24 protein-coding genes and 1 pseudogene are annotated in these 21,124 nt (G+C 74.7%); 16 read left to right on the top strand and 9 right to left on the bottom strand.

Features of this window, described 5'->3' with window-relative positions:
* Positions 1–39: 39 nt before the first annotated feature.
* From rosag_RS04520 to rosag_RS04510, 3 genes and pseudogenes are all read left to right on the top strand, one after another.
* Positions 40–894, top strand: a pseudogene (locus rosag_RS04520) (heme o synthase); the annotation flags it as partial.
* A 4-nt stretch (positions 895–898) separates the two neighbouring features.
* Positions 899–1,177 (top strand): hypothetical protein, encoded by a 279-nt coding sequence (locus rosag_RS04515; protein WP_284348848.1) that lies wholly within the window; start codon positions 899–901, stop codon positions 1,175–1,177.
* Positions 1,174–2,982 carry an ABC transporter ATP-binding protein gene (locus rosag_RS04510; protein ID WP_284348847.1) on the top strand — a complete coding sequence of 603 codons (1,809 nt, stop codon included), beginning with the start codon at positions 1,174–1,176 and terminating at the stop codon, positions 2,980–2,982. The genes rosag_RS04515 and rosag_RS04510 overlap by 4 nt, the downstream gene beginning before the upstream one ends.
* Before the next feature lie 400 nt (positions 2,983–3,382).
* Here the strand turns inward: rosag_RS04510 and rosag_RS04505 are convergent, their stop codons facing one another.
* On the bottom strand, positions 3,383–4,258 hold the full coding sequence (locus tag rosag_RS04505) for a carboxypeptidase regulatory-like domain-containing protein (RefSeq protein WP_284348846.1): 876 nt from the start codon (positions 4,256–4,258) through the stop codon (positions 3,383–3,385).
* 118 nt (positions 4,259–4,376) lie between these two features.
* Positions 4,377–4,757 carry a response regulator gene (locus rosag_RS04500; RefSeq protein WP_284348845.1) on the bottom strand — a complete coding sequence of 127 codons (381 nt, stop codon included), beginning with the start codon at positions 4,755–4,757 and terminating at the stop codon, positions 4,377–4,379.
* Between the two features lie 268 nt (positions 4,758–5,025).
* Between rosag_RS04500 and rosag_RS04495 the strand changes: the two genes are divergently transcribed.
* On the top strand, positions 5,026–5,340 hold the full coding sequence (locus rosag_RS04495; RefSeq protein ID WP_284348844.1) for a hypothetical protein: 315 nt from the start codon (positions 5,026–5,028) through the stop codon (positions 5,338–5,340).
* Between the two features lie 159 nt (positions 5,341–5,499).
* Here the strand turns inward: rosag_RS04495 and rosag_RS04490 are convergent, their stop codons facing one another.
* Positions 5,500–6,684 carry a M24 family metallopeptidase gene (locus rosag_RS04490; protein ID WP_284348843.1) on the bottom strand — a complete coding sequence of 395 codons (1,185 nt, stop codon included), beginning with the start codon at positions 6,682–6,684 and terminating at the stop codon, positions 5,500–5,502.
* Between the two features lie 167 nt (positions 6,685–6,851).
* Complete coding sequence (locus rosag_RS04485) at positions 6,852–7,463, bottom strand: hypothetical protein (RefSeq protein ID WP_284348842.1); 612 nt, start codon at positions 7,461–7,463, stop codon at positions 6,852–6,854.
* Between the two features lie 219 nt (positions 7,464–7,682).
* Here rosag_RS04485 and rosag_RS04480 point away from each other — a divergent pair, with 219 nt between their 5' ends.
* From rosag_RS04480 to rosag_RS04440, 9 genes are all read left to right on the top strand, one after another.
* A complete protein-coding gene (locus tag rosag_RS04480) occupies positions 7,683–7,952 on the top strand; it encodes an anti-sigma factor family protein (RefSeq protein WP_284348841.1) in 270 nt (89 codons plus the stop codon).
* Entirely contained in the window at positions 7,949–8,773 is an 825-nt protein-coding gene (locus rosag_RS04475; protein WP_284348840.1) for a DUF92 domain-containing protein, read from the top strand. The genes rosag_RS04480 and rosag_RS04475 overlap by 4 nt, the downstream gene beginning before the upstream one ends.
* Positions 8,774–8,810: 37 nt before the next feature.
* Positions 8,811–10,109: an NAD(P)/FAD-dependent oxidoreductase gene (locus tag rosag_RS04470; RefSeq protein ID WP_284348839.1), complete on the top strand. Its 1,299-nt coding sequence runs from the start codon at positions 8,811–8,813 to the stop codon at positions 10,107–10,109.
* Positions 10,106–10,657, top strand: coding sequence for a flavin reductase family protein (locus tag rosag_RS04465; protein WP_284348838.1), 552 nt, complete (start codon positions 10,106–10,108; stop codon positions 10,655–10,657). Before rosag_RS04470 ends, rosag_RS04465 begins: the two co-directional genes overlap by 4 nt.
* Positions 10,658–10,670: 13 nt before the next feature.
* Positions 10,671–11,417 carry a methyltransferase domain-containing protein gene (locus tag rosag_RS04460; RefSeq protein WP_284348837.1) on the top strand — a complete coding sequence of 249 codons (747 nt, stop codon included), beginning with the start codon at positions 10,671–10,673 and terminating at the stop codon, positions 11,415–11,417.
* Complete coding sequence (locus rosag_RS04455) at positions 11,414–11,986, top strand: SRPBCC family protein (RefSeq protein WP_284348836.1); 573 nt, start codon at positions 11,414–11,416, stop codon at positions 11,984–11,986. The genes rosag_RS04460 and rosag_RS04455 overlap by 4 nt, the downstream gene beginning before the upstream one ends.
* Positions 11,987–12,072: 86 nt before the next feature.
* Positions 12,073–13,314, top strand: a complete 1,242-nt coding sequence (fabF, locus tag rosag_RS04450; RefSeq protein ID WP_284348835.1) for a beta-ketoacyl-ACP synthase II — start codon at positions 12,073–12,075, stop codon at positions 13,312–13,314.
* Positions 13,315–13,358: 44 nt separating this feature from the next.
* Positions 13,359–14,093 (top strand): MIP/aquaporin family protein, encoded by a 735-nt coding sequence (locus tag rosag_RS04445; protein ID WP_284348834.1) that lies wholly within the window; start codon positions 13,359–13,361, stop codon positions 14,091–14,093.
* Between the two features lie 84 nt (positions 14,094–14,177).
* A complete protein-coding gene (locus rosag_RS04440; RefSeq protein ID WP_284348833.1) occupies positions 14,178–14,858 on the top strand; it encodes a DUF1707 domain-containing protein in 681 nt (226 codons plus the stop codon).
* Positions 14,859–14,877: 19 nt separating this feature from the next.
* On the opposite strand, the gene rosag_RS04435 is transcribed toward rosag_RS04440, so the two are convergent.
* On the bottom strand, positions 14,878–15,453 hold the full coding sequence (locus tag rosag_RS04435) for an inorganic diphosphatase (RefSeq protein ID WP_284348832.1): 576 nt from the start codon (positions 15,451–15,453) through the stop codon (positions 14,878–14,880).
* Between the two features lie 53 nt (positions 15,454–15,506).
* On the opposite strand from rosag_RS04435, the gene rosag_RS04430 reads away from it, so the two are divergent.
* Both rosag_RS04430 and rosag_RS04425 read left to right on the top strand, forming a co-directional pair.
* On the top strand, positions 15,507–16,121 hold the full coding sequence (locus tag rosag_RS04430; protein WP_284348831.1) for an HD domain-containing protein: 615 nt from the start codon (positions 15,507–15,509) through the stop codon (positions 16,119–16,121).
* A 129-nt stretch (positions 16,122–16,250) separates the two neighbouring features.
* Positions 16,251–16,787, top strand: a complete 537-nt coding sequence (locus rosag_RS04425; protein ID WP_284348830.1) for a hypothetical protein — start codon at positions 16,251–16,253, stop codon at positions 16,785–16,787.
* 172 nt (positions 16,788–16,959) lie between these two features.
* Here the strand turns inward: rosag_RS04425 and rosag_RS04420 are convergent, their stop codons facing one another.
* Genes rosag_RS04420 through ccmA form a run of 4 tightly spaced genes read right to left on the bottom strand, consistent with a single transcriptional unit; the run spans position 16,960 to position 19,266 of the window.
* The gene (locus rosag_RS04420; protein WP_284348829.1) at positions 16,960–17,094 is read right to left on the bottom strand and encodes a hypothetical protein; all 135 of its coding nucleotides are present in this window, start codon (positions 17,092–17,094) and stop codon (positions 16,960–16,962) included.
* Positions 17,094–17,864, bottom strand: a complete 771-nt coding sequence (gene ccsA, locus rosag_RS04415; protein WP_284348828.1) for a cytochrome c biogenesis protein CcsA — start codon at positions 17,862–17,864, stop codon at positions 17,094–17,096. Before ccsA ends, rosag_RS04420 begins: the two co-directional genes overlap by 1 nt.
* 20 nt (positions 17,865–17,884) lie before the next feature.
* Complete coding sequence (locus tag rosag_RS04410) at positions 17,885–18,589, bottom strand: heme exporter protein CcmB (protein WP_284348827.1); 705 nt, start codon at positions 18,587–18,589, stop codon at positions 17,885–17,887.
* Positions 18,586–19,266 (bottom strand): heme ABC exporter ATP-binding protein CcmA, encoded by a 681-nt coding sequence (gene ccmA, locus rosag_RS04405; protein WP_284348863.1) that lies wholly within the window; start codon positions 19,264–19,266, stop codon positions 18,586–18,588. Before ccmA ends, rosag_RS04410 begins: the two co-directional genes overlap by 4 nt.
* Before the next feature lie 225 nt (positions 19,267–19,491).
* Here ccmA and rosag_RS04400 point away from each other — a divergent pair, with 225 nt between their 5' ends.
* Positions 19,492–21,099: an amidohydrolase gene (locus rosag_RS04400; protein WP_284348826.1), complete on the top strand. Its 1,608-nt coding sequence runs from the start codon at positions 19,492–19,494 to the stop codon at positions 21,097–21,099.
* Positions 21,100–21,124 lie beyond the last annotated feature (25 nt).

The raw sequence follows: 21,124 nt of genomic DNA, 5'->3' as shown, positions 1-21,124 counted from the left end.
GCCGTGATCGAGGAGGCGCGTTCCACGTCGCTCACCCGCGACCTCGTCGCGCTCACCAAGCCGCGCATCATCTCGCTGCTGCTGGTGACGACCGTCGCGCCGATGTTCGTCGCCGGGCGCCCGAGCTGGTGGACGGTGCTGATCGTCACGCTCGGCGGCTACCTGATGGCCGGCGGCGCGAACGCGGTCAACATGTACCTCGACCGCGACATCGACGACGTCATGTCGCGCACGCGGCTGCGCCCCATCCCCAGCGGCCGCATGGCGCCGCAGGCGGTGCTCGCGTTCGGCGTGCTGCTGGCGACGACGGCGACGTGGATGCTGGCGCACTTCGTCAACGTGCTCACCGCGCTGCTCGCGCTGGCCGGCTTCTACTTCTACGTCTTCATCTACACGCGCTGGCTCAAGCGCTCGTCGCCGTCGAACATCGTCATCGGCGGCGCGGCGGGCGCGTTCCCGCCGCTCGTCGGCTGGGCGGCGGTCACGGGACGCCTGGATCTCGCGGCGCTGTACCTGTTCCTGATCATCTTCTACTGGACGCCGCCGCACTTCTGGGCGCTCGCGCTCCTGAAGCAGAAGGACTACGGCCGCGCCGGGATCCCGATGGCGCCGCTCGTGTGGGGCGAGCGCGAGACGATGGACCAGATGCTCTGGTACACGGTCGTCCTGCTCGCGCTGACGATCCTCCCGGTGGCGTTCGGCGCCTTCGGCCTGATCTACCTCGCGAGCGCGATCGTGCTCGGCGGGCTGCTGCTGCGCGGCGTGCTGCGCGTGCGGTCGCTCGACCGGCAGCACGAGATCTGGACCAAGGCCGCGTGGTGGACGTACAAGTACTCGCTCCTCTACCTCGCGCTCCTCTTCGTCGCGATGGTCATCGACCGCGCGATCGGCTGATCCGATGTCCTACGATCCCACGCCCCTCCCCTCGTCGACCGACGCCGAGCTGCTCGCGGTGCACGTCGCCGGCGGCGACGGGGAGCCCGACTGCGTCTACGAGCTCGCGCGCCCGCGCGACGGACGCGTGGCCGTGCGCGCGCTCCCCGCGCCCGGCGCGCCGCACGGCTTCGAGGCCGCGTGTGACGTGGTGCTCGACCGCCTGGAAGGCGCGCGCCGCGCGGGCGGCCGCGTGAGCGTCGAGGGCTACGCGCTGCGTCACTGGCTGCTCGGCCGCGCGTGAGCGACGCGTCGTCGCCGGCGCGCCCGTCGCGCCGGCCGGTCTCGCCGCGCCCACTCGCCCGCCTGCTCCCCTACCTGCGGCCGCACGCGGGCCGCCTGGCGATCGCGTTCGTCTGCCTGCTCGTCGCCGCGGCGGCGGGGCTGGTGTTCCCGCGCGTCGTGCGCGAGCTGCTCGACGCCGCGTTCCGCGACGGCAGCCGCGCGCGCCTCGACCGGATGGCGCTCGGCCTGCTGGCGGTGTTCGCCGTGCAGGGCGTGATGAACTACGTGCAGGTGCTGCTGCTCAGCTCCGCCACCGAGCACGTGCTGGCGCGGCTGCGCGAGGCGCTGTTCGCGCACCTCGTGCGCCTGTCGCCGGGCTTCTTCACCGAGCGCCGCACGGGCGAGCTCACGAGCCGCCTGTCGTCGGACCTCGTGCTGCTGCAGAGCGTCCTGAACACGTGGGTCTCGGAGTTCACGCGCCAGGTCCTCTTCCTCGTCGGCGGCGTGCTGCTGCTGACGCTCACGGACCCGACGCTGACGCTGACGATCATCGCCGTCGCGCCGGTCGTGGTGGCGGTGGCGTTCGTGTTCGCGCGGCTGCTGCGGCGCGCCAGCACGGGCGTGCAGGACCGCGTGGCCGATTCCACCGCGCTGGCCGACGAGGTGTTCGGGCAGATCCGCACGGTGCAGAGCTTCGTGCGCGAGGGCGAGGAGACGCGGCGCTACCAGGCGCTCCTCGGCGGCGTGGTGGACGCGGCGGTCGCGCGCGCGCGGCTGCGCGCGCTCTTCTTCGGCGTCGTGGGCTTCGTCGCGTTCGCGGGCGTCACGGCGGTGCTCTGGATGGGCGGCCGCCGCGTGCTCGCGGGGACGCTGACGGCCGGCGCGCTCGTGCAGTTCCTCTTCTACGCCTTCTTCATCGCCGCGGCGGTCGGCTCGCTGGCGTCGCTGTTCGGGCACTTCCAGGAGGCGATCGGCGCCGCGCAGCGCGTGTTCGAGCTGCTCGACACCGCGCCGACGGTGGCCGAGCCGGCGCATCCGGTGCCGCTCGCGCGTCAGTCGGGGCGCGGCGCGACGGGCGTCGCCGTCGCCCTGGAGGACGTGCACTTCCGCTACGCCGATGGGCTGCCCGACGTGCTGCACGGCGTGACGCTGCGCGCCGCGCCCGGCGAGGTGGTGGCGCTGGTGGGCCGCTCGGGCGCGGGCAAGACGACCGTCGCGTCGCTGCTGCCGCGCTTCTGGGACGTCACCGGCGGGCGCGTGACGCTCGACGGCCACGACGTGCGCGAGCTGTCGTTCGCCGACCTGCGTGGCGCGATCGGCGTGGTGCCGCAGGAGCCGGCGCTGTTCAGCGGCTCGGTGCGCGACAACATCGCCCTCGCGCGTCCGGGCGCGAGCGACGCGGAGATCGAGGCGGCGTCGCGCGCGGCACACGCGCACGAGTTCGTGGTGCGGCTGCCGCAGGGCTACGCGACGCCGGTGGGCGAGCGCGGCGTGAAGCTGAGCGGCGGGCAGCGCCAGCGCATCGCGATCGCGCGCGTCTTCCTCAAGGATCCCGCGGTCGTCGTGCTCGACGAGGCGACGTCGTCGCTCGACACCGAGAGCGAGCGGCTCGTGGAGGAGGCGCTGGAGGAGCTGCTGCAGGGACGGACGACGCTCATCATCGCGCACCGCCTCAGCACCGTGCGCCGCGCGGACCGCGTCGTGGTGCTCGACCAGGGCCGCGTCGTCGAGGAAGGGACGCACGCCGAGCTGCTGGCGCAGGGCGGCGCGTACGCGTCGCTCTACAACGGGCAGTTCCGGGCGGAGGACGTCGTCGGGGCCTGAACGACGCTGCGTGCTGCGTGCTGCGCGGCCTGGATCGTCGCGCCGGACCTGAACGACCACTGCAAGACTTGATGACGGTATGACCGGGAGGCTCCGTGTGGCGCGACGTTCCAGGCGCCGGTGCGGAGCCTCCTCGTCATCCTGTCATCCTGTCGAAGCAGTTCGTCGTTCAGGGTCCGGCGCGCCGGGCACCGGTCGGCGAACTGCGGGTGCGGATGCTCCGGATCTGAACGAGGATGCGTCGGATCGCTCCGCCTGGCGGCGACGCACCGTGCGCTGCGCGGAGCGATCCGAATGATCCGCTCCCATCCGAAGCATCCGCATCCCAACGCGTAGTTCGTGCATGCCCGCCACGACGTCGGCCGCCGAGGGCACGGAGCCCACACGCACCACGCAGGGCTTACTTGCCGAGCGTCACCGGCACCGTCGCCGTCTGCCCCGCGCTCACCGTCACCGCCTGCTCCACGCGGCCGAGCCGCGGATGCCACGCCACCAGCGTGTACTGGCCCGCCGGCACCGAGTCGAGCGTGAACGCGCCCGCGGCGTTCGTCTGCGCGTAGTACGGCTGGTCGAACACCAGCAGCCACGCGCGCACCCACGGCAGCGACTCGCCGCGCACCTCGAGCGTGCCCGCGTCGGCGAGCACGCGGTCGTCGGGCACGACCTGCCCCGCGTCGGTCATGCGCCACGTCGCGCGCGTCTCGCCCGATGGCCACGCCGTCGCGCGCAGGCGCAGCGAGAGCGGGTCGCGCCCCTTCACGTTGAGCGTCGCGCCCGCGGGCAGCGCGGCGACGCGCGGCTGCAGCTGGCAGCGCTCCAGCGTCAGCTCGTGCCGGCGCGGCGCGGAGAGCGCCTTGCCGCTCTTCACGTCGGCCAGCCAGACGATCGCGCCCTCGACGAACGTGCCGCGATGCGACACCGCGCGGTCCACGAGCGTCGCGCCGCACGGCCGGGCGAGCGCCGCGTCGGGGCGCACCGTCGTGTCGGCCGGCGCGTCGCCGCCGAGGCTGACCACGCCGACGATCTGGCCGCCGTCGGTCACGGCGCGCACCTGGTAGCCGCCCGGCACCGGCGCGACGCCCGGCAGCGTGACGTCGTTCGGCGCCTTCGCGCGCGGGCGGCTCTCGTCGGCGCGCGCGGTGCGCACCGCGTGCGACTCGCCGTCGGAGCAGGCCACCGCCAGCGCGAGGCTCGTCAGGGCGCCGGCGATCGGGAGCGCGCGCGTCAGGCGGGCGACGGAGGCGGCGAGCGACGGCGGGAGCGGCGAGGCAAACACGAAGGCGGTGCTGCGGCAGGTGGACGGCGACGGCGAGCCGGGGAAGCTAACCGGACGGGATGGCGCCCGCGCCCGGGCAGGCCCTCGCGCAAGCGGCGCGCCGCGCACCGGTCGGCGTTCAGTCGCTCCCGGTCTGCGCGAGCGCCAGCGCGGCGCCGAGCTCGCGCCGATCCACGGGCATCGCGAAGAAGCCGAGCCGGCGCGCGCGCGCCGCGGCGCGCACCTCGTCGACGACGACCGGCTCGCCGAACAGGCAGACGCGCGCGCCGCTCTGCGCGCAACGGGCGAAGAAGAGGTCCGACCGCGCCTCCGGCAGCTGTCCGTCGAGCACCACGATCAGCGGCGGCCGCAGGCGCCGGATGGCGTCCTCGGGACGCTCGTCGGGCGCGGCGAACACCGGCTCGTAATCCTCCAGCTCCAGCAGCATGCCGACGAGGGCGGCGATGACGGCCTCTCGCGCGAGGACGAGGACTCGGACCGTGGGTTGGTGAGCGGACACGGACGGCGAAGCACGGGTAGTGAGCGTCGCTCGGTGCGAGCGGACTCGGCCCTACAGCACGGGCGGGCCGGCCGGGGGCGCTGCAAGCCATGCACCGTCCTCCGCGTCTGCTCGCGAGTCTCGGCATCAGCCGCCCCGCGTTTGACGCCCCTGCGCACCAAACGTATGTTGTCCGCTCGGACGGGCACGCCGGCTGCAAATGACGGCGTGCCGCCACTCCGTGGGCGTTGTCCTTCCTCCCCTCGCGCGTCACGTCGTCCCGTCCGCAATGATGGCCTTCGATTCGCGCTCGACGCCCGAGCGACCACGCCTCTCCGACCAGACGGTCTCCGACCTGCGCGACGCGGTGCTCCTGCTGTGGACCGCGCCGGCGTCCGCGGATGGGCAGCTCGGACGCGCGATGGACACGCTGGTGCGCGAGGCGCGCGACCGCGCGCTGCGGGCCGAGGACGTGCTGATCGAGGTGAAGTCGCTGCTGCAGGAGATGCCGCAGCTCGACGATCCCGAGCGACGCCTGGAGAGCGCGCGGTTCCGCGAGCAGCTGGTGACGCGCTGTATCAAAGCGTACTACGGGAACAACTAGGCGGAGGACCGAGGGGCGGAGGACGGAAGGGCGGAGGACGATACGGCGTGATACGGAAAAGCGGACGCTTCGAGCCTAGAGCTCAGAGCGTCCGCTTCATCGTTTCACGCCGTTCCGTCCTCCGCCTCTCCGTTCTCCGCCCTTTCGTCCTCCGCCGCCTCAGACGACGAGCAGGTCGCGCTGATACTCCACCGGCGTCACGACCAGCCCCTCCTCCCCCACGTACGCATTGACCTCCGACCGCATCCCGATCTCGCCCGGCACGTAGATCCCCGGCTCGATCGAGAAGCCCACGCCGGGGATGAGCAGCCGCTCGTCGCGCGACTCCAGGTTGTCGAGGTGCGGGCCGGAGCCGTGCAGCTCGCGGGCGTCGATGGAGTGGCCGGTGCGATGCACAAAGTACGGCCCGAAGCCGCGCGCCTCGATGACGGCACGCGCCGCGTCGTCGGCCTCGGCGCCGCGCACGGGCGCGCCCGCGGCGACGCGTTCGGTGAGCAGCGCGATCGCCGCGTCGCGCGCGTCGCGCACCGCGGTCCACACGCTCACCGCACGCTCGCTCGGCGCGCCGACGCTCGCCATCCACGTCTGGTCGGCGTGCGGCGTGCCCGCGAACGCCGCCCACAGGTCCAGCAGCACGACGTCGCCCTCGCGGATGGCCTGCGGCGCGGCGGCCGACGGCTCGTAGTGCGGATTGGCCGCGTGCGCGCCGACGGAGACGTTCGGTCCGTGGTCCGGCCGCTCCAGCCCCGCGCGCGCGAACGCGTCGAGGATCCACTGCTGCAGCTCGTGCTCGTGCAGCGGCGTCGCGCCGCGCGCACGCTCACCGGCCAGCGTCAGCGCGCGGCGCGCGACGTCGGCGATGATCTCGGCCGCGCGGCGGTGGGCATCGAGCTGCGCGGGCGTCCACACCGCGAACAGCCGGCTCACCAGCTCCCCGCTGGTCGCGATCGTCGCGCCCTGCGCGCGCACCAGATCGAGCACGCCGCCGGGCACGCGATCGACGTACGGCACCGCGTCGCCCGGCGAGTACTCCATCGCGACGCGCCTGCCCGCGACGAGCGCGCCGACCGCCGCCTCGAGCGTGCGCCACGAGCTGTAGACCTCCTTGCGCCACGCCGCCGGCCAGCGCGCCCACGGCGCCTGCTCGATCGCGTGCGTCACCGCGACCGGCGTCCCCTCGCGCGGCACCCACACGAAGATGCGCCGCGTCAGCATCAGGTGCCCGAAGCCGAGCAGCCCCCCCGCGATCGGGTTCGTGCCGCGGAAGTCGAACAGCAGCCACCCGTCGAGGCCCGCGTCGGCGATGGCGGACTGGAAGCTCGGAAGCGTCGTTTCGCTCAGCATGACCGGAACCTAAAAAGGCGGAGGACGGAACGGCGGAGAACGATACAGCGGAGGACGGAACGGCGTGAAACGGAAAAGCGGACGCTTCGAGCCTGAAGCTCAGAGCGTCCGCCTCTTCGTGTCACGCCGTATCGCCTTCCGCCGTTCCGTCCTCCGCAGCATCGCGCCTACGGAAACTCGATCCGCCATCTACACCGCCCCTCGCCGCGCGCGGAGCACTGCTCGTGAGCCACGGCGTCGGCGCGGCCCACCAGCAGTCGCAGCAGCTCGCCGAAGCCCGCCTCGTAGAAGGCGCAGCCGGCGCCGTCGCTCGTGCCGTCCAGGGTCAGCGGGCGCGGGACCTCGAGCACGAGGGCGCTGCCCGCCCGCTCGACGCGGCCGCCGAGGTAGCGCCGCGCGATGCGCCGCGCCTGTCGCGCGGCCAGTGGACGCGCCATGAAGCGCGGGAGCGCGCGCACGCCGCGGCGCGCCGTGCCGCCGATCGTCCGGTACGCACGCTCCGCGAGGTAGCGGCCGGCCTCGCGGAAGACCACCTCGGCGTCCGGGCGCCGGTCGATGAGGCGCGCGAGCGCGACGACCTCGTCCGTGGTGGTCCGCTGTCCGCGGCGCACCGCCTCGGCGTAGCGGCGGATCTGCGCCAGGACCGTGTCGCTCAGCCCGAGGCGCTTGTTGCGCAGCTCGGCGACGAACTCGGTCTCGGGGTCTTCGATGGGCCGATCGACGGCGCGGACGCCCTCGAGGAGGCTGAGCGGGAGGAGGGCGTCGACCGGTGCAGCCATGGTCAGGCGAGACGAGAAGCGGGAGGCCGAAGCTACCAGACTGCGCCGTGCCGTTCAAGCACTGGCGCGCGGCCGCGCGCCGTGCTCCGGATCACCGACCCGCCCAGTCCGGGAGGGGAACTTCCGGTGGCGCTGGGACGCTGACCGGGCGACGGCCGCCGGCTGCCGCGGGCGCCGGTCGCCGCGCAGATTGCGCGACGCCTCCCCGCCCTCCCCGCCGTGTCCCACTCCCCCCTCGCCAGCGTGCCGAGCATCGGTGCCGTGACGTGTCCGGTGTCCGAGGCACAGGCGCATGGTCTCCTCGACGCCGAGCTGTCGGGCGCCGAGGCCGGCGCGGTGCGCCGGCACCTGGAGGGCTGCGCGCGCTGCCGCGCGCACGTCACGCGGCTGTCGCACCTCCTCGTCGCGCTGCGACGGCAGCGGCTGCGACAGGAGCGCGCGCCGGCTTCGCTGCACGCCCGCGTGCGCGCGCTCGCCCGCGCCGAGTGATCGAGCGCGCGCTCGTCGGGCTCGGGATCGCCCTCGTCATCGCGTTCGGCGCCCATCGCGCGGGCTCGCTCGATCGCAGCGGCGCCAGCGCCGCCGTCGTCGTCGGCACCGCGTCCATGGCGGCGGGATGGACGTGGGGCGTGCTGCTCCTGCTCTTCTTCGGCACGGGCACCGCGCTCTCGCGCTGGCGCGCCCGCGAGAAGGCCGCGCGCACCGGCGGCGTGGTGGCCAAGGGCGGCACGCGCGACGCGGCGCAGGTGCTCGCCAACGGCGGCCTCTACGCGGCGACGGCGCTCGCGGGCGCCGGCCCGTGGGCGCTCGACTGGCCCGCGTCGTGGACCGTCGCCTGGTCGGGCGCGGCGGCAGGCGCGATCGCCGCGGCGACGGCGGACACGTGGGCCACCGAGATCGGCACGCTGGCGCGCGGCGCGCCGCGCTCGCTCCGCGGCTGGCGGCCGGTGCCGGCAGGGACCTCCGGCGCGGTCTCGACGCCGGGCACGCTGGCGATGCTCGGGGGCGCCGCGTTCATCGCGCTCGCGCTCGTCCTGGCGGGCCGCACGCGCGACGCGGCGCTCGGCGCGCTCGCGGGCGGCATCGCGGGCGCGATGGCCGACACCCTCGCCGGCGCCGCGGTGCAGGAGCGACGCTGGTGCCCGGAGTGCGCCGTGGGCACGGAGCGCGCAGAGCACGACTGCGGCGCGCGCACCGAGCGCGCGGGCGGCGTGCCGGGGCTGGGCAACGACGCGGTCAACGTGCTCTGTGGGGCGGTGGGTGCGGTGGCGGGCGCGCTGGCGGCGCTGGCAGCCGCGCGGACCGGCTGAGCGGGCGAGGAGGGGTGGCGATGCGGACGGGGGCGCGATGACGCGGGCGGCACAGGTGATCGTCGTCGGTGGAGGACCGGGCGGGGCGTCGACGGCGTGGCAGCTGGCCACGCTGGGACTCGACGTCCTGGTGCTCGACCGCGCGCGCTTCCCGCGCGACAAGACGTGCGCGGAGTGCCTCAGCCCGCAGGCGTCGCGCATCCTCGCGACGATGGGCGCGCTGGAAGCGGTCGAGGCAGAGGCGGCGCGGCTCACGGGCATGCTGGTGCGCGCGCCGTCGGGCGACGTGATCCACGGCGAGTACGCGGCGGCGCACGGCTTCCGCGGCTTCCGCGACCGCTGCCTCGCCATCCGCCGTCGGACGCTGGACGCGATCCTCGTCGAGCGCGCACGCATGGCCGGCGCCCGCGTGCACGAGGGCGCGCGCGTGGTCGACGTGCTGCGCGCGCACGGCACGCGCGGGCGCGCGACCGGCGTGCGCGTGCTGGATGCCGACGGCGCGACACGCGACCTCCACGCCGCGCTCGTCGTCGGCGCCGATGGCCTGCGCTCCGTCGTCGCGCGGCGGCTCTCACTCGGCGCGCGGCTGCCGTGGCCGCGTCGACTCGCCTTCCAGTGTCACGTGCGCGGGCTGCCCGGCGTCGGCCTGCTGGGCGAGATGCACGTCGAGCGCGACGGCTTCGTCGGCATCGCGGACGTCGGCGGCGGCGTGACGAACGTCGCGATGGTCGCGCCGGCTGGCGTCGCGCGGCGCGGGCTGGCCGCGCACGGCTCGCCGGCGAAGTTCATGGAGGCGTGGCTCTCGCGCGCGCCGCAGCTCGCGCCGCGCTTCGCGCAGGCCATGCGCGTGTCGCCCGTGCGCGCGACCGGGCCGTTCGCGAGCCACGCGCGCCGTGCGCACGCGCCGGGCGCCGCGCTGGTGGGCGACGCGGCCGACTTCTTCGATCCGTTCACGGGCGAGGGCATGTACAGCGCGCTGCGCGGTGGCGAGCTGCTGGCGCCGTTCGCGGCGGAGGCGGCGCGACTGCTGGATGCGGCGCACGCCGACGAGCGGCGCGCCGCGCGCGCGCTGGCCGCCTACGACGCCGCGCGGCGGCGCGAGTTCCGCGGCAAGTGGACGGTCGAGCGGCTGATCGCGCTCTCGGTCGCGCACCCGATGCTCGTGAACCGCGCGGCGCGCGCGCTGTCGCGCCGGCGCGATCTCGCCGACCTGCTGGTGGGCGTCGCGGGCGACATCGTCCCGCCGGCCACCGTGCTCAACGCCCGCTACCTGTGGGAGCTGTTCGGCGTGCGTGCCGACGGCACCGCCGCGCGGGCCACTACCTTCCAAGGATGATCGCGCCTTCCGATCCGTCCAACCGGCTGCCCGTCGACGGCGCCGCGCCGGACCTCGCGCTCCCCCGCCCCGCCGTCGATCCCGACGCCTTCCGCAGCGTGCTCGGTCGCTTCGCGACCGGCGTCACGATCGTCACCGCGCTCGACGCGCAGGGCCGCGACCACGGCATGACGGTGAGCGCGTTCTGCTCGCTGTCGCTGGAGCCGCCCCTCGTGCTCGCATGCATCGACCGCGCGGCGACGATGCACGACCTGCTGGTCGACGGGACCCCGCTCGCCATCAACGTGCTCTCCGCCGGCCAGGAGGCGCTGTCGCGGCGCTTCGCGTCCGGCGACCCACCCAACCGCTTCGACGGCATCGGCTACACGCGCGGCGCGCTCGGCGTCGCGGTGCTCGACGACGTGCTCGCGTGGCTCGAGTGTCGCGTCGTCGCGCGGCACCCGGGCGGCGACCACACGATCGTCGTCGGCCACGTCGAGGCGGTGGGCACGCGCCACGAGCGCCCGCTGCTCTACTATCGCAGCGGCTACGCCACGCTCGAGCGCTGACGCGCGCGGCCGCATGCTGACGCCCGCCCGCATCCGCGGCCGCGAGTTCCTCGACGAGCCGGGCATCGACGGCGCGACCGTCGTGCGCTCGCTGCACGACGTCGCGCGCTCGAACACGCTGTTCGGCGGGCGGCGCGCCGTGCTGCGCGCGCTCGACGCGGCGATGCCCGATCTGCCGACGGACCGCGCGGCCACGCTGCTGGACGTGGGCACCGGCGTCGGCGACATCCCGTTCCATGCGCGGCGGCTCGCGCGCCGACGCGGCGTGCGCCTCGAGACCGTCGGGCTGGAGCTGAGCGAGGCGCTCGCGCGCGCCAGCCGCGCGCGCGTCGGGCACGCGCTCGTGGGCGACGGCTTCCGCCTGCCCTTCGCCGACGCCAGCGTGGACGTCGTGACGGCGTCGCAGCTGCTGCACCACTTCGCCGAGGCGGATGCGGCGCGGCTGCTGCGCGAGCTGTCGCGCGTGGCGCGCGCGCGCGTGATCGTCGGCGACCTGCGGAGATCGTGGCTCGCCGCCGGCGGCTTCTGGCTCGCGTCATGGCCGCTCGGCTTCCACGCCATCACGCGGCACGACGGCGTGGTGTCGGTGCGGCGCGGCTTCACCACCGCGGAGCTGGAGGCGCTGGCGCGCGCCGCGGGTGCGGACGCGCCCGACGTGCGCCGCCGGCTGGGCTGGCGGCTCGTGGCCAGCTGGACGCCGGCGCATGGCGCCTCCCCCACTGCCGACGCGCCGCGCGCCGGCGCACCTTTGCGCGCATGACCACTCCGCCGACCGACCGGGCCGCCGCCGCGCGGCCCGACAAGGCGCGCCGGCCCTACGAGCTGGGGCGCATGCCCATGACGCGCTCGATGGTGACCGTCGACGAGGCCGTCGTCGCCGCGCCGATCGCGCGCATCTTCGCGCTCGCGCGCGACGTCGAGGACTGGCCGCGCCACCTGCCGCACTACCGTTTCGTGAAGTTTCGCGTGCGGACGCGCGACGGCGGCGGGCTGGTGGAGATGTCCGCGAACCGCCCGTTCGGGTCGCTGAACTGGCCCACGTGGTGGCTGTCGCAGATGTCCGTCGACGAGCAGGCGCCGAGCGTGCGGTACCGCCACGTCGACGGCATCACGGCGGGAATGGACGTCGAGTGGACGTTCGAGCGCGCGGCTCCCGGCGACGATGCGCGCACCCGCGTCCGCATCGTGCACGTCTGGGACGGCCCGCGCTGGCCCCTCATCGGAACGGCGGCGGCAGTCGCGGTGATCGGCCCCGTCTTCGTGCACGGCATCGCGTCGCGCACGCTCGCCGGCCTCGCGAGGGTCGCCGAATCCGCTCCCTCCGCCTGACCGTTTCGCGCCGTACCGTCTTCCGCAGTATCGTCCTCCGAAGCACCGTCGTCCGCCGCATCGTTTCCTCGCTTCATCGGTCTCTCATGTCACGTCGCGTCGTCGTCACCGGCATCGGCGCCATCACGCCCATCGGCCTCACCGCCGACGGGCTGTGGGCTGGCCTTCGCGCGGAACGGAGCGCCGTCGCCACCGTGACGCGCTTCGACCCATCCATCTGGCGCAGCCGCATCGCCGCGCAGGTGGACGACTTCGTGGTCACCGACCACATGGACGCCAAGCGCGCCAAGCGCCTCGACCGCTTCAGCCAGTTCGCGGTCGTCAGCGCACAGCAGGCGCTCGCCGACGCGGCCATCGACCTCGACGCCGAGGACCGCGAGCGCGTGGGCGCGATGATGGGCACCGCGCTGGGCGGCGTCGGCTACGCGGAGACGCAGATCCACGACTTCCTGAAGTACGGCGCGAAGGGGCTCAACCCGCTGCTCGCGCTCACCGTCTTCGGTGGGGCGGCCAGCTGCAACATCGCCATCGAGCTGGGCGTCATGGGCCCCAACGCCACGAACGCGATGAGCTGCGCGTCGGGCACGATCGCCATCGGCGAGGGCTTCCGGCAGATCCGCGACGGCTACGCCGACGTGATGATCGCGGGCGGCTCCGAGGCGCCGCTGCACCCGCTCTGCTTCGGCGCGTTCGCCGTCATCCGCGCGATGAGCACGCGCAACGACGACCCGGGCACCGCGTCGCGCCCCTTCGACCGCGACCGCGACGGCTTCGTGATGGGCGAGGGCGGCGCGGTGCTGGTGCTCGAGGAGCGCGAGCGCGCGCTGGCCCGCGGCGCGCGCGTGTACGCCGAGGTGTCGGGCTTCGGGATGACGAACGACGCGCACCACATGACCGCGCCGCGCCCCGACGGCCGGCAGGCGGCGCGCGCCATCCGCCTCGCGCTGGCCGACGCGCACCTGGCGCCGCACGAGGTGCAGTACGTCAACGCGCACGGCAGCTCGACGCCGCTCAACGACCCCACCGAGACCGTGGCGATCAAGCAGGTGTTCGAGGAGCACGCGCCGCGGCTGGCGGTCAGCAGCACCAAGGGCTACTACGGCCACGCCCTCGGCGCCTCGGGCGCGTTCGAGGCGGCGATCACGGCGCTGGCGCTCGCGCGCGACTGGCTGCCGCCCACCATCAACCTCGCGGAGCCCGACGCCGGCTGCGACCTCGATTACGTTCCGCGCACGGGGCGCACGGAGCGGGTGGACGTCGCGCTCTCGAACAGCTTCGGCTTCGGCGGGATCAACGCCAGCCTCGTGATGCAGCGCGCGGACGGCTAGCGGGTCGCCGCGCGGCGACGCCACCCTCAACGGAGGACGCGCGGATGCGCGATGCGCTGCGGCACTTCTTCGCGGAGTTCATCGGGATCTTCGCCCTCGTGTACGTCGGCGGGGGCGCGATGATGATGGCCCAGCAGGGCGCGGGCAACCTGCTCACCGTCGCGCTGGCCCACGGCATCGTCTACGCGGTGCTGGTGACGGCGACGCTGCGGATCTCGGGGCACTTCAATCCCGCGGTCACGATCGGCTTCCTCGTCACGCGGCGCATCCAGCCGATGATGGCCGCGCTCTACGTGGTCGCGCAGCTCGTCGGCGCGATGGCGGCGGCGTACCTGCTCAAGGCGACCTTCCCCGACGACATCTTCGCCGCGGCGCGCGGGACGACGTCGTCCATCGCGCTCGCCATCGACGGCGGGCAGGCGTTCCTGATCGAGGCGATCGCGACCTTCCTCCTCGTCTTCGCCGTCTTCGGCACCGCGGTCGACCCCCAGGCGCCCAAGCTCGGCGGGCTGGCGATCGGGCTGATCGTGATCGCCGACATGCTGGCGTTCGCGCCGCTCACCGGCGCCTCGCTCAACCCGGCGCGCACCTTCGGACCGGCCGTCGCGAGCGCGATCTACGAGGGGCAGGTCGTCTACTGGACGGGCCCGATCGTCGGCGGCGTGATCGCGGCGGTGCTCTACGACCAGCTCTTCCTCCCGCGGGCCCCCGAGGCGCCGGGGAGTGGCGCGGTCCAGCCGCAGCCGGGCCGGGGGGCGCGCCGCGACCACGCGGTCTGAGCGCGACCCGAGCGGCCGCCGGGGCCACCGAATTCGAGGAGGCGCGGGCGACACTCCCGCGCCCCCTCGTGCGTAGGACGCCCCATGAGCGACGCCCTCACCCCGACCGCCCCCCTGCCGCCGGCTCCGGTCGCGCTGGCCGACGCCCGCGAGCGCGCCATCCGGCTGCTGACCGACCGCTACGCGGACGACACGCTCTCGACCGGCGAGTTCGAGATGCGGCTCGACCGGCTCTACGGCACGCTGACGCCCGCCGCGGCCGAGGCGCTGGTGGCCGACCTGGGCGCGCCGCGCGCGGCAGCGATGGCACGGACGGCCCCCGTGTCCGCGGCGCTCCCGTTCCAGGCGGCGCCGGCCCGTGCCGAGCGGCTGTCGTGCATCTTCGGGCAGCGCACGATGGGCGGCAGCTGGACGCCGGGCGCCCGCGCCGAGGCGCTGGCCGTCTTCTCCGAGGTCACCTTCGACCTGCGGACCGCGGTGCTCCGCGACGGCGTCGAGCTCGAGATCGAGGCCTACTTCTCGACCGTGCGCGTGCTGCTGCCGCCCGACGCGGTGCTGGACGTCAACGTCGGCCCGGTGATGGGGAGCGTCACGGACGACACGACGCCGGCGCGCGGCATGGGCCCGGTCGTCCGCCTGCGCGGATCGGCGGCGTTCGCGGAGGTGACGATCCGCCGCGCGTCGCCGGACCTGCCTCCCGGCGCGCCGTTCAAGCTGGCGTGGCGGGAGGCGAAGCGGGCGGCGCGACGCGCGCGCGCCCGCTAGGCGTCGCTCCGAACGTCGGTCAGCGCGCGAGCACGGGCGCGGCCGCGTCGGGCGCGGGTCCGCGCACGCCGTACTTGGCCTCGTAGCGCGCGATCGACTCCTCGATCAGGCGCATCGCCGAGTCGCTCTTCTCCCAGCCGAGGATCTCGACGCGCTTCCCTTCGAGGTCCTTGTAGATGTGGAAGAAGTGCTCGACCTCCTTCAGGTAGTGCCCCGGGAGGTCGGCGATGTCGAAGTACTCCTGGTGATGCGGGTCGTGCATCGGCACCGCCAGGATCTTGTCGTCCGGCTCGCCCTTGTCGAGCATGCGCAGCACGCCGACAGGGCGCGCGTCGATGTGGCAGCCGGGGAACGTGGGCTCCTGGATGCGCACCAGGATGTCCATCGGGTCCCCGTCCTCGTGCAGCGTGCGCGGGATGAAGCCGTAGTCGCCGGGATAGTGCACCGCCGAGTAGAGCACGCGGTCGAGGCGGAGCAGCCCCGAGTCCTTGCACAGCTCGTACTTGTTGCGGCTCTTCGCCGGGATCTCGATGATCGCCGTGACCTGGTCGGGCGGATGGATGCCGGGCGGCAGGTCGTGCCATGGGTTCAGCATCCGCGCAATCTAGTGATGCCGGGCGGCGGACTGCAGGCGCCGTATCTTCCGGCATGCTCACCTCCCGCCTCGCACAGGATCCCGCGCTGGCGCCGCTGGTGCCGCGCCTCGCCTTCGCGCTCGAGATCGACCGGCTGAAGGGCGTCGAGCGGCGCACCTGGCTCGCCGACGGCTCGCGCCGCGAGAACTCGGCCGAGCACTCGTGGCACATCGCGACGCTGGCGCTCGTGCTGGCGGACCTCGCGCCGCCGGGGACCGACGTCGATCGCGTGGTGCGGATGCTCCTCGTCCACGACCTGGTCGAGATCGACGCCGGCGACACCTTCGCGTTCGACGCCGTCGGGCTCACCGACCGCGACGCCCGCGAGCGGCTGGCGGCCGACCGGCTCTACGCGCTGATCCCCGGTGGCGAGCGGCTGCGCGCGCTCTGGGAGGAGTTCGACGCGGGCGAGACGCCCGACGCGCGCTACGCCAACGCGCTCGACCGCCTGGCGCCGCTGCTGCTGAACCTGGCGACGGAGGGCGGCACCTGGCGCGAGCACGGCGTGCAGCGCTCCGCCGTGCGACGCCGCATGGCGCCGATCGCGAGCGGGCTCGCGGCCATCTGGCCCGCGGTGCAGGCCGCCATCGACGACGCGGTGGACGCGGGCTGGGTCGGGCCCGACTGACCGCGCCTCGTCACGCCCAGGTCAGCGTCCCGTGAGCGCGATTCCACGGCGATGACGCGCAACCGTTCCGGGGGGTCCTGCTGTCTGATGGACAGCAGCGTTGTCCGTCGCCCTTCCGGAGCCGTCCGCATGCGCCTCGCCCGCCGCTGCACCCTGGCCCTCGCCCTCGTCGCCACCACCGCCTCGCTCCTCGGCGCGCAGCCCAGCGTCCTCCCGATCGAGGAGGCGGAGGAGGCCGCGGCGTGGATGATGGTCCCCCGGCTGCCGATGCACCTGGCCACCGAGACGCTCGTCAGCCGCGACGGCGCCGCCGCGCTCCTGCTGACCGGCGACGCGGTGGTGGCGCAGCTCACCGACGACGGGGTCGCCCGCGAGACGTATGCGGCGCCCGCCCGCCAGCCGCGCGTCGCGCGCCTGGTCGCGAGCTTCCTGGCCAACTTCCGCCGCGCCGCGCCCGACCGCGCGGTGCGCTGCGACCTGCGCCGGGTCGCCGACGTGCAGGTGGATGCGGCCGGCCACGTGCTCCTCACCGGCCACGACGGCACGCGCATCAACGTCACGGGCGCGCACGGCCGGCACGACCGGTTCGACCCGGTGGCCGCGCGCGCGTTCGCGGCGCGGGTCCGCGCGGCGGCGGAGATGCGGCGCGCGACTGGCGGGACCTGAATGGCGAACGGTATTGGCAGGGATAAGATCGGATAAGGTCTGATAACGACGCATGGCTCCGCGTGGTGGCGAGGAATCGCGCACCACGCGGAGCCATCCGTCGTTATCAGATCTGGTCAGACTTTCATCCTTGCTGCCGTTGCCGTTCGGGTCCGGCGCGCAAGTTCCTGCCTCAGCGATCCGTGCCGCGCTCCAGCGCCCGCCGCACCCGCGCCCGCCGCCGCATCAGCAGCAGCGCGTAGCCCAGGTACACGGCGCCCACGACGACGTACGCCGCGTGGAAGTAGCCCGCGTTGTCCGGCGGCATCAGCCCTCCTCCCCGCGCAGCGCCAGCAGCTCGCGCTCCACGCCGTAGCGCACGCGCGCGCGCAGCAGTGCGACGAACAGCAGCGTAGTCGCGCCGAAGCCCAGCAGCAGCGTCGTCAGCATCTCGGGCGGCAGCGAGGGCGCGCTCGGCTTCAGCACGATCGCGCGCGGATGCATGGTGCGGAACAGCACCACGCTCAGGTGGATGAACGGCACCAGCAGCACCGCCAGCAGGCCGAGCACCGCGGAGAAGCGCGCGCGCTGCTGCCGGTCTTCCAGCGCGCCGCGCATCACGAGGTAGCCGAGCACCACGAACCAGAGGAAGAGCGTCAGCGTGAGGCGCGCGTCCCACGTCCACCAGGTGCCCCACACCGGCTTGCCCCACAGCGGCCCGGTGAGCAGCACGACGCTCAGGAAGACCAGGCTCACCTCCGCCGCCGCCTCGGCCACGCGGTCCACGCGCTCGTCGCGCAGCCAGAGGTAGACCGCGCTGCACAGCGCGACCACCGGCAGCCCGAGATAGAGGCCCACCACCGCGGCCGGCACGTGCACGTAGAAGATCTTCTGCGCCGGCCCCTGCATCGCCTCGACCGGCGTGAACCAGATCGCGCGCACCAGCACCGCGAGCACGGCCAGCAGCGCGCCGACCAGCAGCAGGTCGGGACCGCCCTTCGGCAGCGTCAGCGCATCGGATGGTACGCCGCGCGACGCGGGCGCGCCGGGGCGATGGGGATCGGCGGCGTGGGGCGCCGCGAGGGAGGGATTCGTCATAGGGGTCCGCGCGCCCGGGCTCAGTCCTCGAGCGTGTACGGGAAGGCCAGGGTGCAGGCCACGACGAAGATCATGTCGAACGCCCCCAGCATTTTCAACAGCCCGGCCATCTCGGCCACGGGACGGCCGGCCAGCAGGCGCGCCGTCGCCATCGCCGCCGGCGTCACCACCGGCACGAAGAACGGCAGCGCGAGCATCGGCAGCAGCAGCTCGGCCAGGCGCGTGTTCACGGTCATCGCGCTGAACAGCGTGCCCACCGCGACCAGCCCCACCGCGGCCATCGCCGCGACCGTGAGGATGCCCGCGAGCACGCCGCCGCCCACCGGCAGGTCGTAGAAGAGCGCGACCGCGGGGATCGCGATCCCCTGCACGCCCGCGACGAACAGCAGGTTCGCGAGCGCCTTGCCCAGGAAGAGCGCCTCGCGGCTCACCGGCGCGGCGAGCAGCCCGTCCATCGCGCGGTCCGCCTGCTCCACGCCGAACGAGCGATGCAGGCCGAGCAGCCCGCTGAACACGAAGATCACCCAGAGCACGCCGGGCGCGAGGTCGATCGCCGCGACCGCCGTCGGGTCCCACGAGAAGCGGAAGATCACGACCGCGAGCAGCGCGAACACCAGTGCCGCGAGGAACGCGCTGCGCGTGCGGAACTCGATGACGAGATCCTTGCGGGCGACGAGCCACGCGGTGGCCAGGACGCCGGGCGGCGAAAACGACGTCGCGCTCATCCCGCCGTCACCAGCGCGCGGTACTCGGCCGCGAACGCGGCGTCGTCCACTGCGGCGCGCGGGCGCTCCAGCACCAGCCGGCCGGCCTGCATCACGGCGACGTGCGTGCCGAGCGCGAGGCCCTCGGTGAGGTTGTGCGTCACCAGCACCAGCGCGGCGCCGTGCGCCTTGAGCGTCGTCAGCGCGTCCGTCAGCGCCCGCGCGCCCGCCTCGTCGAGCCCCGTGAACGGCTCGTCCAGCAGCACCACGCGCGGCTCGTGCACCATCGCGCGCGCGATCGAGACGCGCTGCTGCAGCCCGCGGCTCAGGCGCCGCACCGGCGTGTCCGCGCGGTCGAGGACGCGCATGCGCGCCAGCGCCTCGCGCGCCGCGCCCTCGGGGTCGGGCAGGCCGTACAGCCGCGCCGCGAACGCCACGTTCTCCTGCGCGGTCAACGCGGCGTAGAGCATCGCGTGGTGGCTGATGAGCCCCACGCGCGCGCGCACCTCGGGATCGCGCGCGATCGGCTGGCCGCCCACGCGCGCCTCGCCCGCGCTCGGCGAGAGCAGCCCGGCGAGCATCCGCAGCAGCGTCGTCTTCCCCGCCCCATTGGGGCCGAAGAGCGCCAGGCAGTCGCCGCCCGCGATCGCCAGGGTGACGCCGTCCACCGCGCGGCGCGGGCCGAAGGCACGACGCAGCGCGACCGCCTCGAGGGCGGGCGCGAGGACCGGATCCGAGGCGGCGGCGTGGTGCGGAGGGGAGGCGGCCGCGGTCAGCGGACGCCCCGGAGCGAGGCGCGGGACGACACGCCCGAATGCTAGCGCCGGCCGGGAGGCGCCGGCACCCGCAGTTGCCGCCGGCGGCCTTGACGGTCACGAGCACGCGGCCCAGTCTCGCCGCTCTCTCACAGCCCCCGTCTGCCCATGTCGCTGCGCCGCCTCGTCGCGCTCTGCTCGGCCCTCGTCCCCGCCCTCCTGGGCGCCCAGGCGTCGCCGCCGCCCGACCTCGTCCTGACCGGGGGCCGGATCTTCACGGCCGACTCCACGCGGCCGTGGGCGGAGGCGGTCGCCATCCGCGGCGAGCGGATCGTCGCCGTCGGGACGACGGCGGAGGTGCGCCGGATGGCCGGCCGCGCCACGCGCGAGATCGCGCTCGGCGGGCGCGTGGTCATCCCCGGCATCAACGACACGCACACGCACCTCGGCGTCGCCTTCGACGCGTCGTTCTCGACCGCCGACACGTCGCTCGCCGGTCCCGCCCTGCCGGAGGTGCTCGACTCGGTGCGCGCGGTGGCCGCGCGCACGCCCCCCGGCACGTGGATCCGCGGCGCCATCGGCACGCGCATGCTGGGCGACTCCACCGCCCGACGCGCGGCGCTGGATGCGGCGGCGCCGCGGCATCCGGTGCTCCTGCGCGCGCCTTGGGGGCACGGGATGCTCGTGAACTCCGCCGCCCTGCGCGCCGCGGGCATCGCCGACCGCGCCGCGGATCCGCTGGGCGGCACGTACGAGCGCGACGCCTCGGGGCGGCTCACGGGCTCCCTGGGCGAGTACGCGGGGTGGGCGGTGTTCCGGCGCGCGAACGCGTCGCTCCCGGACGCCGACGTCGTGCGCGCGCTGCGCCGCGAGGCCGAGCAGCGCCTGGGCTGGGGCGTGACGAGCGTGCAGGACATGGCGGATGCGTTCGCGCCGGCGCAGACGCTGCGCGTCCTGCGCGCCGCGCGGCTGCCGCAGCGCGTGCGGGTCGTGCGCTGGCCGATGGCCGGTGCGGGCGGGCGCCACGTCGCGGAATGGCGCGCGGTGAACGCGACGCCCGCGCCGCGCGTCCGCGTCTCCGGGGTGAAGTACGTGCTCGACGGCACGCCGATCGAGCAGGGCGCGCTCAATCGCACGCCGTACCCGGGCCGACCGGGATGGTACGGGCGCCTCAACTTCCCGCTCGACACGGTGCGCGCCATCCTGCGCGACGCGCTGCGCGGCGGCGACCAGACGATGCTGCACGTCGTCGGCGACAGCAGCCTCGCGCTCGTGCTGTCGGAGATGGAGCGGATGGCGCCCGACTCCGAGTGGCGCCGCCGGCGGCTGCGCCTCGAGCACGCGAGCCGGCTCGGCGGCGACTTCGTCCCGCGCGCCGCGCGGTTGGGGATCGTCGTCGCGCAGCCGCGCACGAGCGCCTCGCTGCGCAGCTGGCGCGCCGCCGGGATCGTGACCGGCTACGGCTCCGACGGGCTGCCCAACCCGTTCGTCGACATGCTCGTCGCCGTCACGGCGCCGGCACGCCCGGGCGAGGCCGTCTCGCGCGAGGAGGCGGTGACGATCCTGACGCGCGGCTCCGCGTACGCGGAGGGGATGGAGCGCGAGAAGGGGACCCTCGCGCCCGGGATGCTCGCCGACCTCGCCGTGCTGTCGCAGGACGTGTTCACCGTGCCGCCGGCGGCGCTCCCCGCGACCACGAGCGTGCTCACCGTCGTCGGCGGGCGGATCGTGCACGATGCGCTCGCGCGAGCGGCGACGGGCGCGCCGGTGCCGTAGCACCGGCGGCGACCGCCTTCACAGG

The sequence above is a fragment of the Roseisolibacter agri genome (assembly GCF_030159095.1).
Lineage (GTDB): Bacteria > Gemmatimonadota > Gemmatimonadetes > Gemmatimonadales > Gemmatimonadaceae > Roseisolibacter > Roseisolibacter agri.
Note: the sequence above shows the minus strand (reverse complement) of the source record. Positions and strands in the feature narration are given on the sequence as shown.

Bases quoted from the DNA above. Each gene is read 5' to 3' on its own strand.
- fabF (WP_284348835.1), top strand. From the start codon at position 12,073: ATGTCACGTCGCGTCGTCGTCACCGGCATCGGCGCCATCACGCCCATC.
- rosag_RS04435 (WP_284348832.1), bottom strand. From the start codon at position 15,453: ATGCTGAACCCATGGCACGACCTGCCGCCCGGCATCCATCCGCCCGAC.
- rosag_RS04460 (WP_284348837.1), top strand. From the start codon at position 10,671: ATGCTGACGCCCGCCCGCATCCGCGGCCGCGAGTTCCTCGACGAGCCG.
- rosag_RS04400 (WP_284348826.1), top strand. From the start codon at position 19,492: ATGTCGCTGCGCCGCCTCGTCGCGCTCTGCTCGGCCCTCGTCCCCGCC.
- rosag_RS04495 (WP_284348844.1), top strand. From the start codon at position 5,026: ATGATGGCCTTCGATTCGCGCTCGACGCCCGAGCGACCACGCCTCTCC.
- rosag_RS04410 (WP_284348827.1), bottom strand. From the start codon at position 18,589: ATGAGCGCGACGTCGTTTTCGCCGCCCGGCGTCCTGGCCACCGCGTGG.
- rosag_RS04430 (WP_284348831.1), top strand. From the start codon at position 15,507: ATGCTCACCTCCCGCCTCGCACAGGATCCCGCGCTGGCGCCGCTGGTG.
- ccsA (WP_284348828.1), bottom strand. From the start codon at position 17,864: ATGACGAATCCCTCCCTCGCGGCGCCCCACGCCGCCGATCCCCATCGC.
- rosag_RS04420 (WP_284348829.1), bottom strand. From the start codon at position 17,094: ATGCCGCCGGACAACGCGGGCTACTTCCACGCGGCGTACGTCGTCGTG.
- rosag_RS04485 (WP_284348842.1), bottom strand. From the start codon at position 7,463: ATGGCTGCACCGGTCGACGCCCTCCTCCCGCTCAGCCTCCTCGAGGGC.
- rosag_RS04470 (WP_284348839.1), top strand. From the start codon at position 8,811: ATGACGCGGGCGGCACAGGTGATCGTCGTCGGTGGAGGACCGGGCGGG.
- rosag_RS04455 (WP_284348836.1), top strand. From the start codon at position 11,414: ATGACCACTCCGCCGACCGACCGGGCCGCCGCCGCGCGGCCCGACAAG.
- rosag_RS04440 (WP_284348833.1), top strand. From the start codon at position 14,178: ATGAGCGACGCCCTCACCCCGACCGCCCCCCTGCCGCCGGCTCCGGTC.
- rosag_RS04445 (WP_284348834.1), top strand. From the start codon at position 13,359: ATGCGCGATGCGCTGCGGCACTTCTTCGCGGAGTTCATCGGGATCTTC.
- rosag_RS04425 (WP_284348830.1), top strand. From the start codon at position 16,251: ATGCGCCTCGCCCGCCGCTGCACCCTGGCCCTCGCCCTCGTCGCCACC.
- rosag_RS04465 (WP_284348838.1), top strand. From the start codon at position 10,106: ATGATCGCGCCTTCCGATCCGTCCAACCGGCTGCCCGTCGACGGCGCC.
- rosag_RS04515 (WP_284348848.1), top strand. From the start codon at position 899: ATGTCCTACGATCCCACGCCCCTCCCCTCGTCGACCGACGCCGAGCTG.
- rosag_RS04490 (WP_284348843.1), bottom strand. From the start codon at position 6,684: ATGCTGAGCGAAACGACGCTTCCGAGCTTCCAGTCCGCCATCGCCGAC.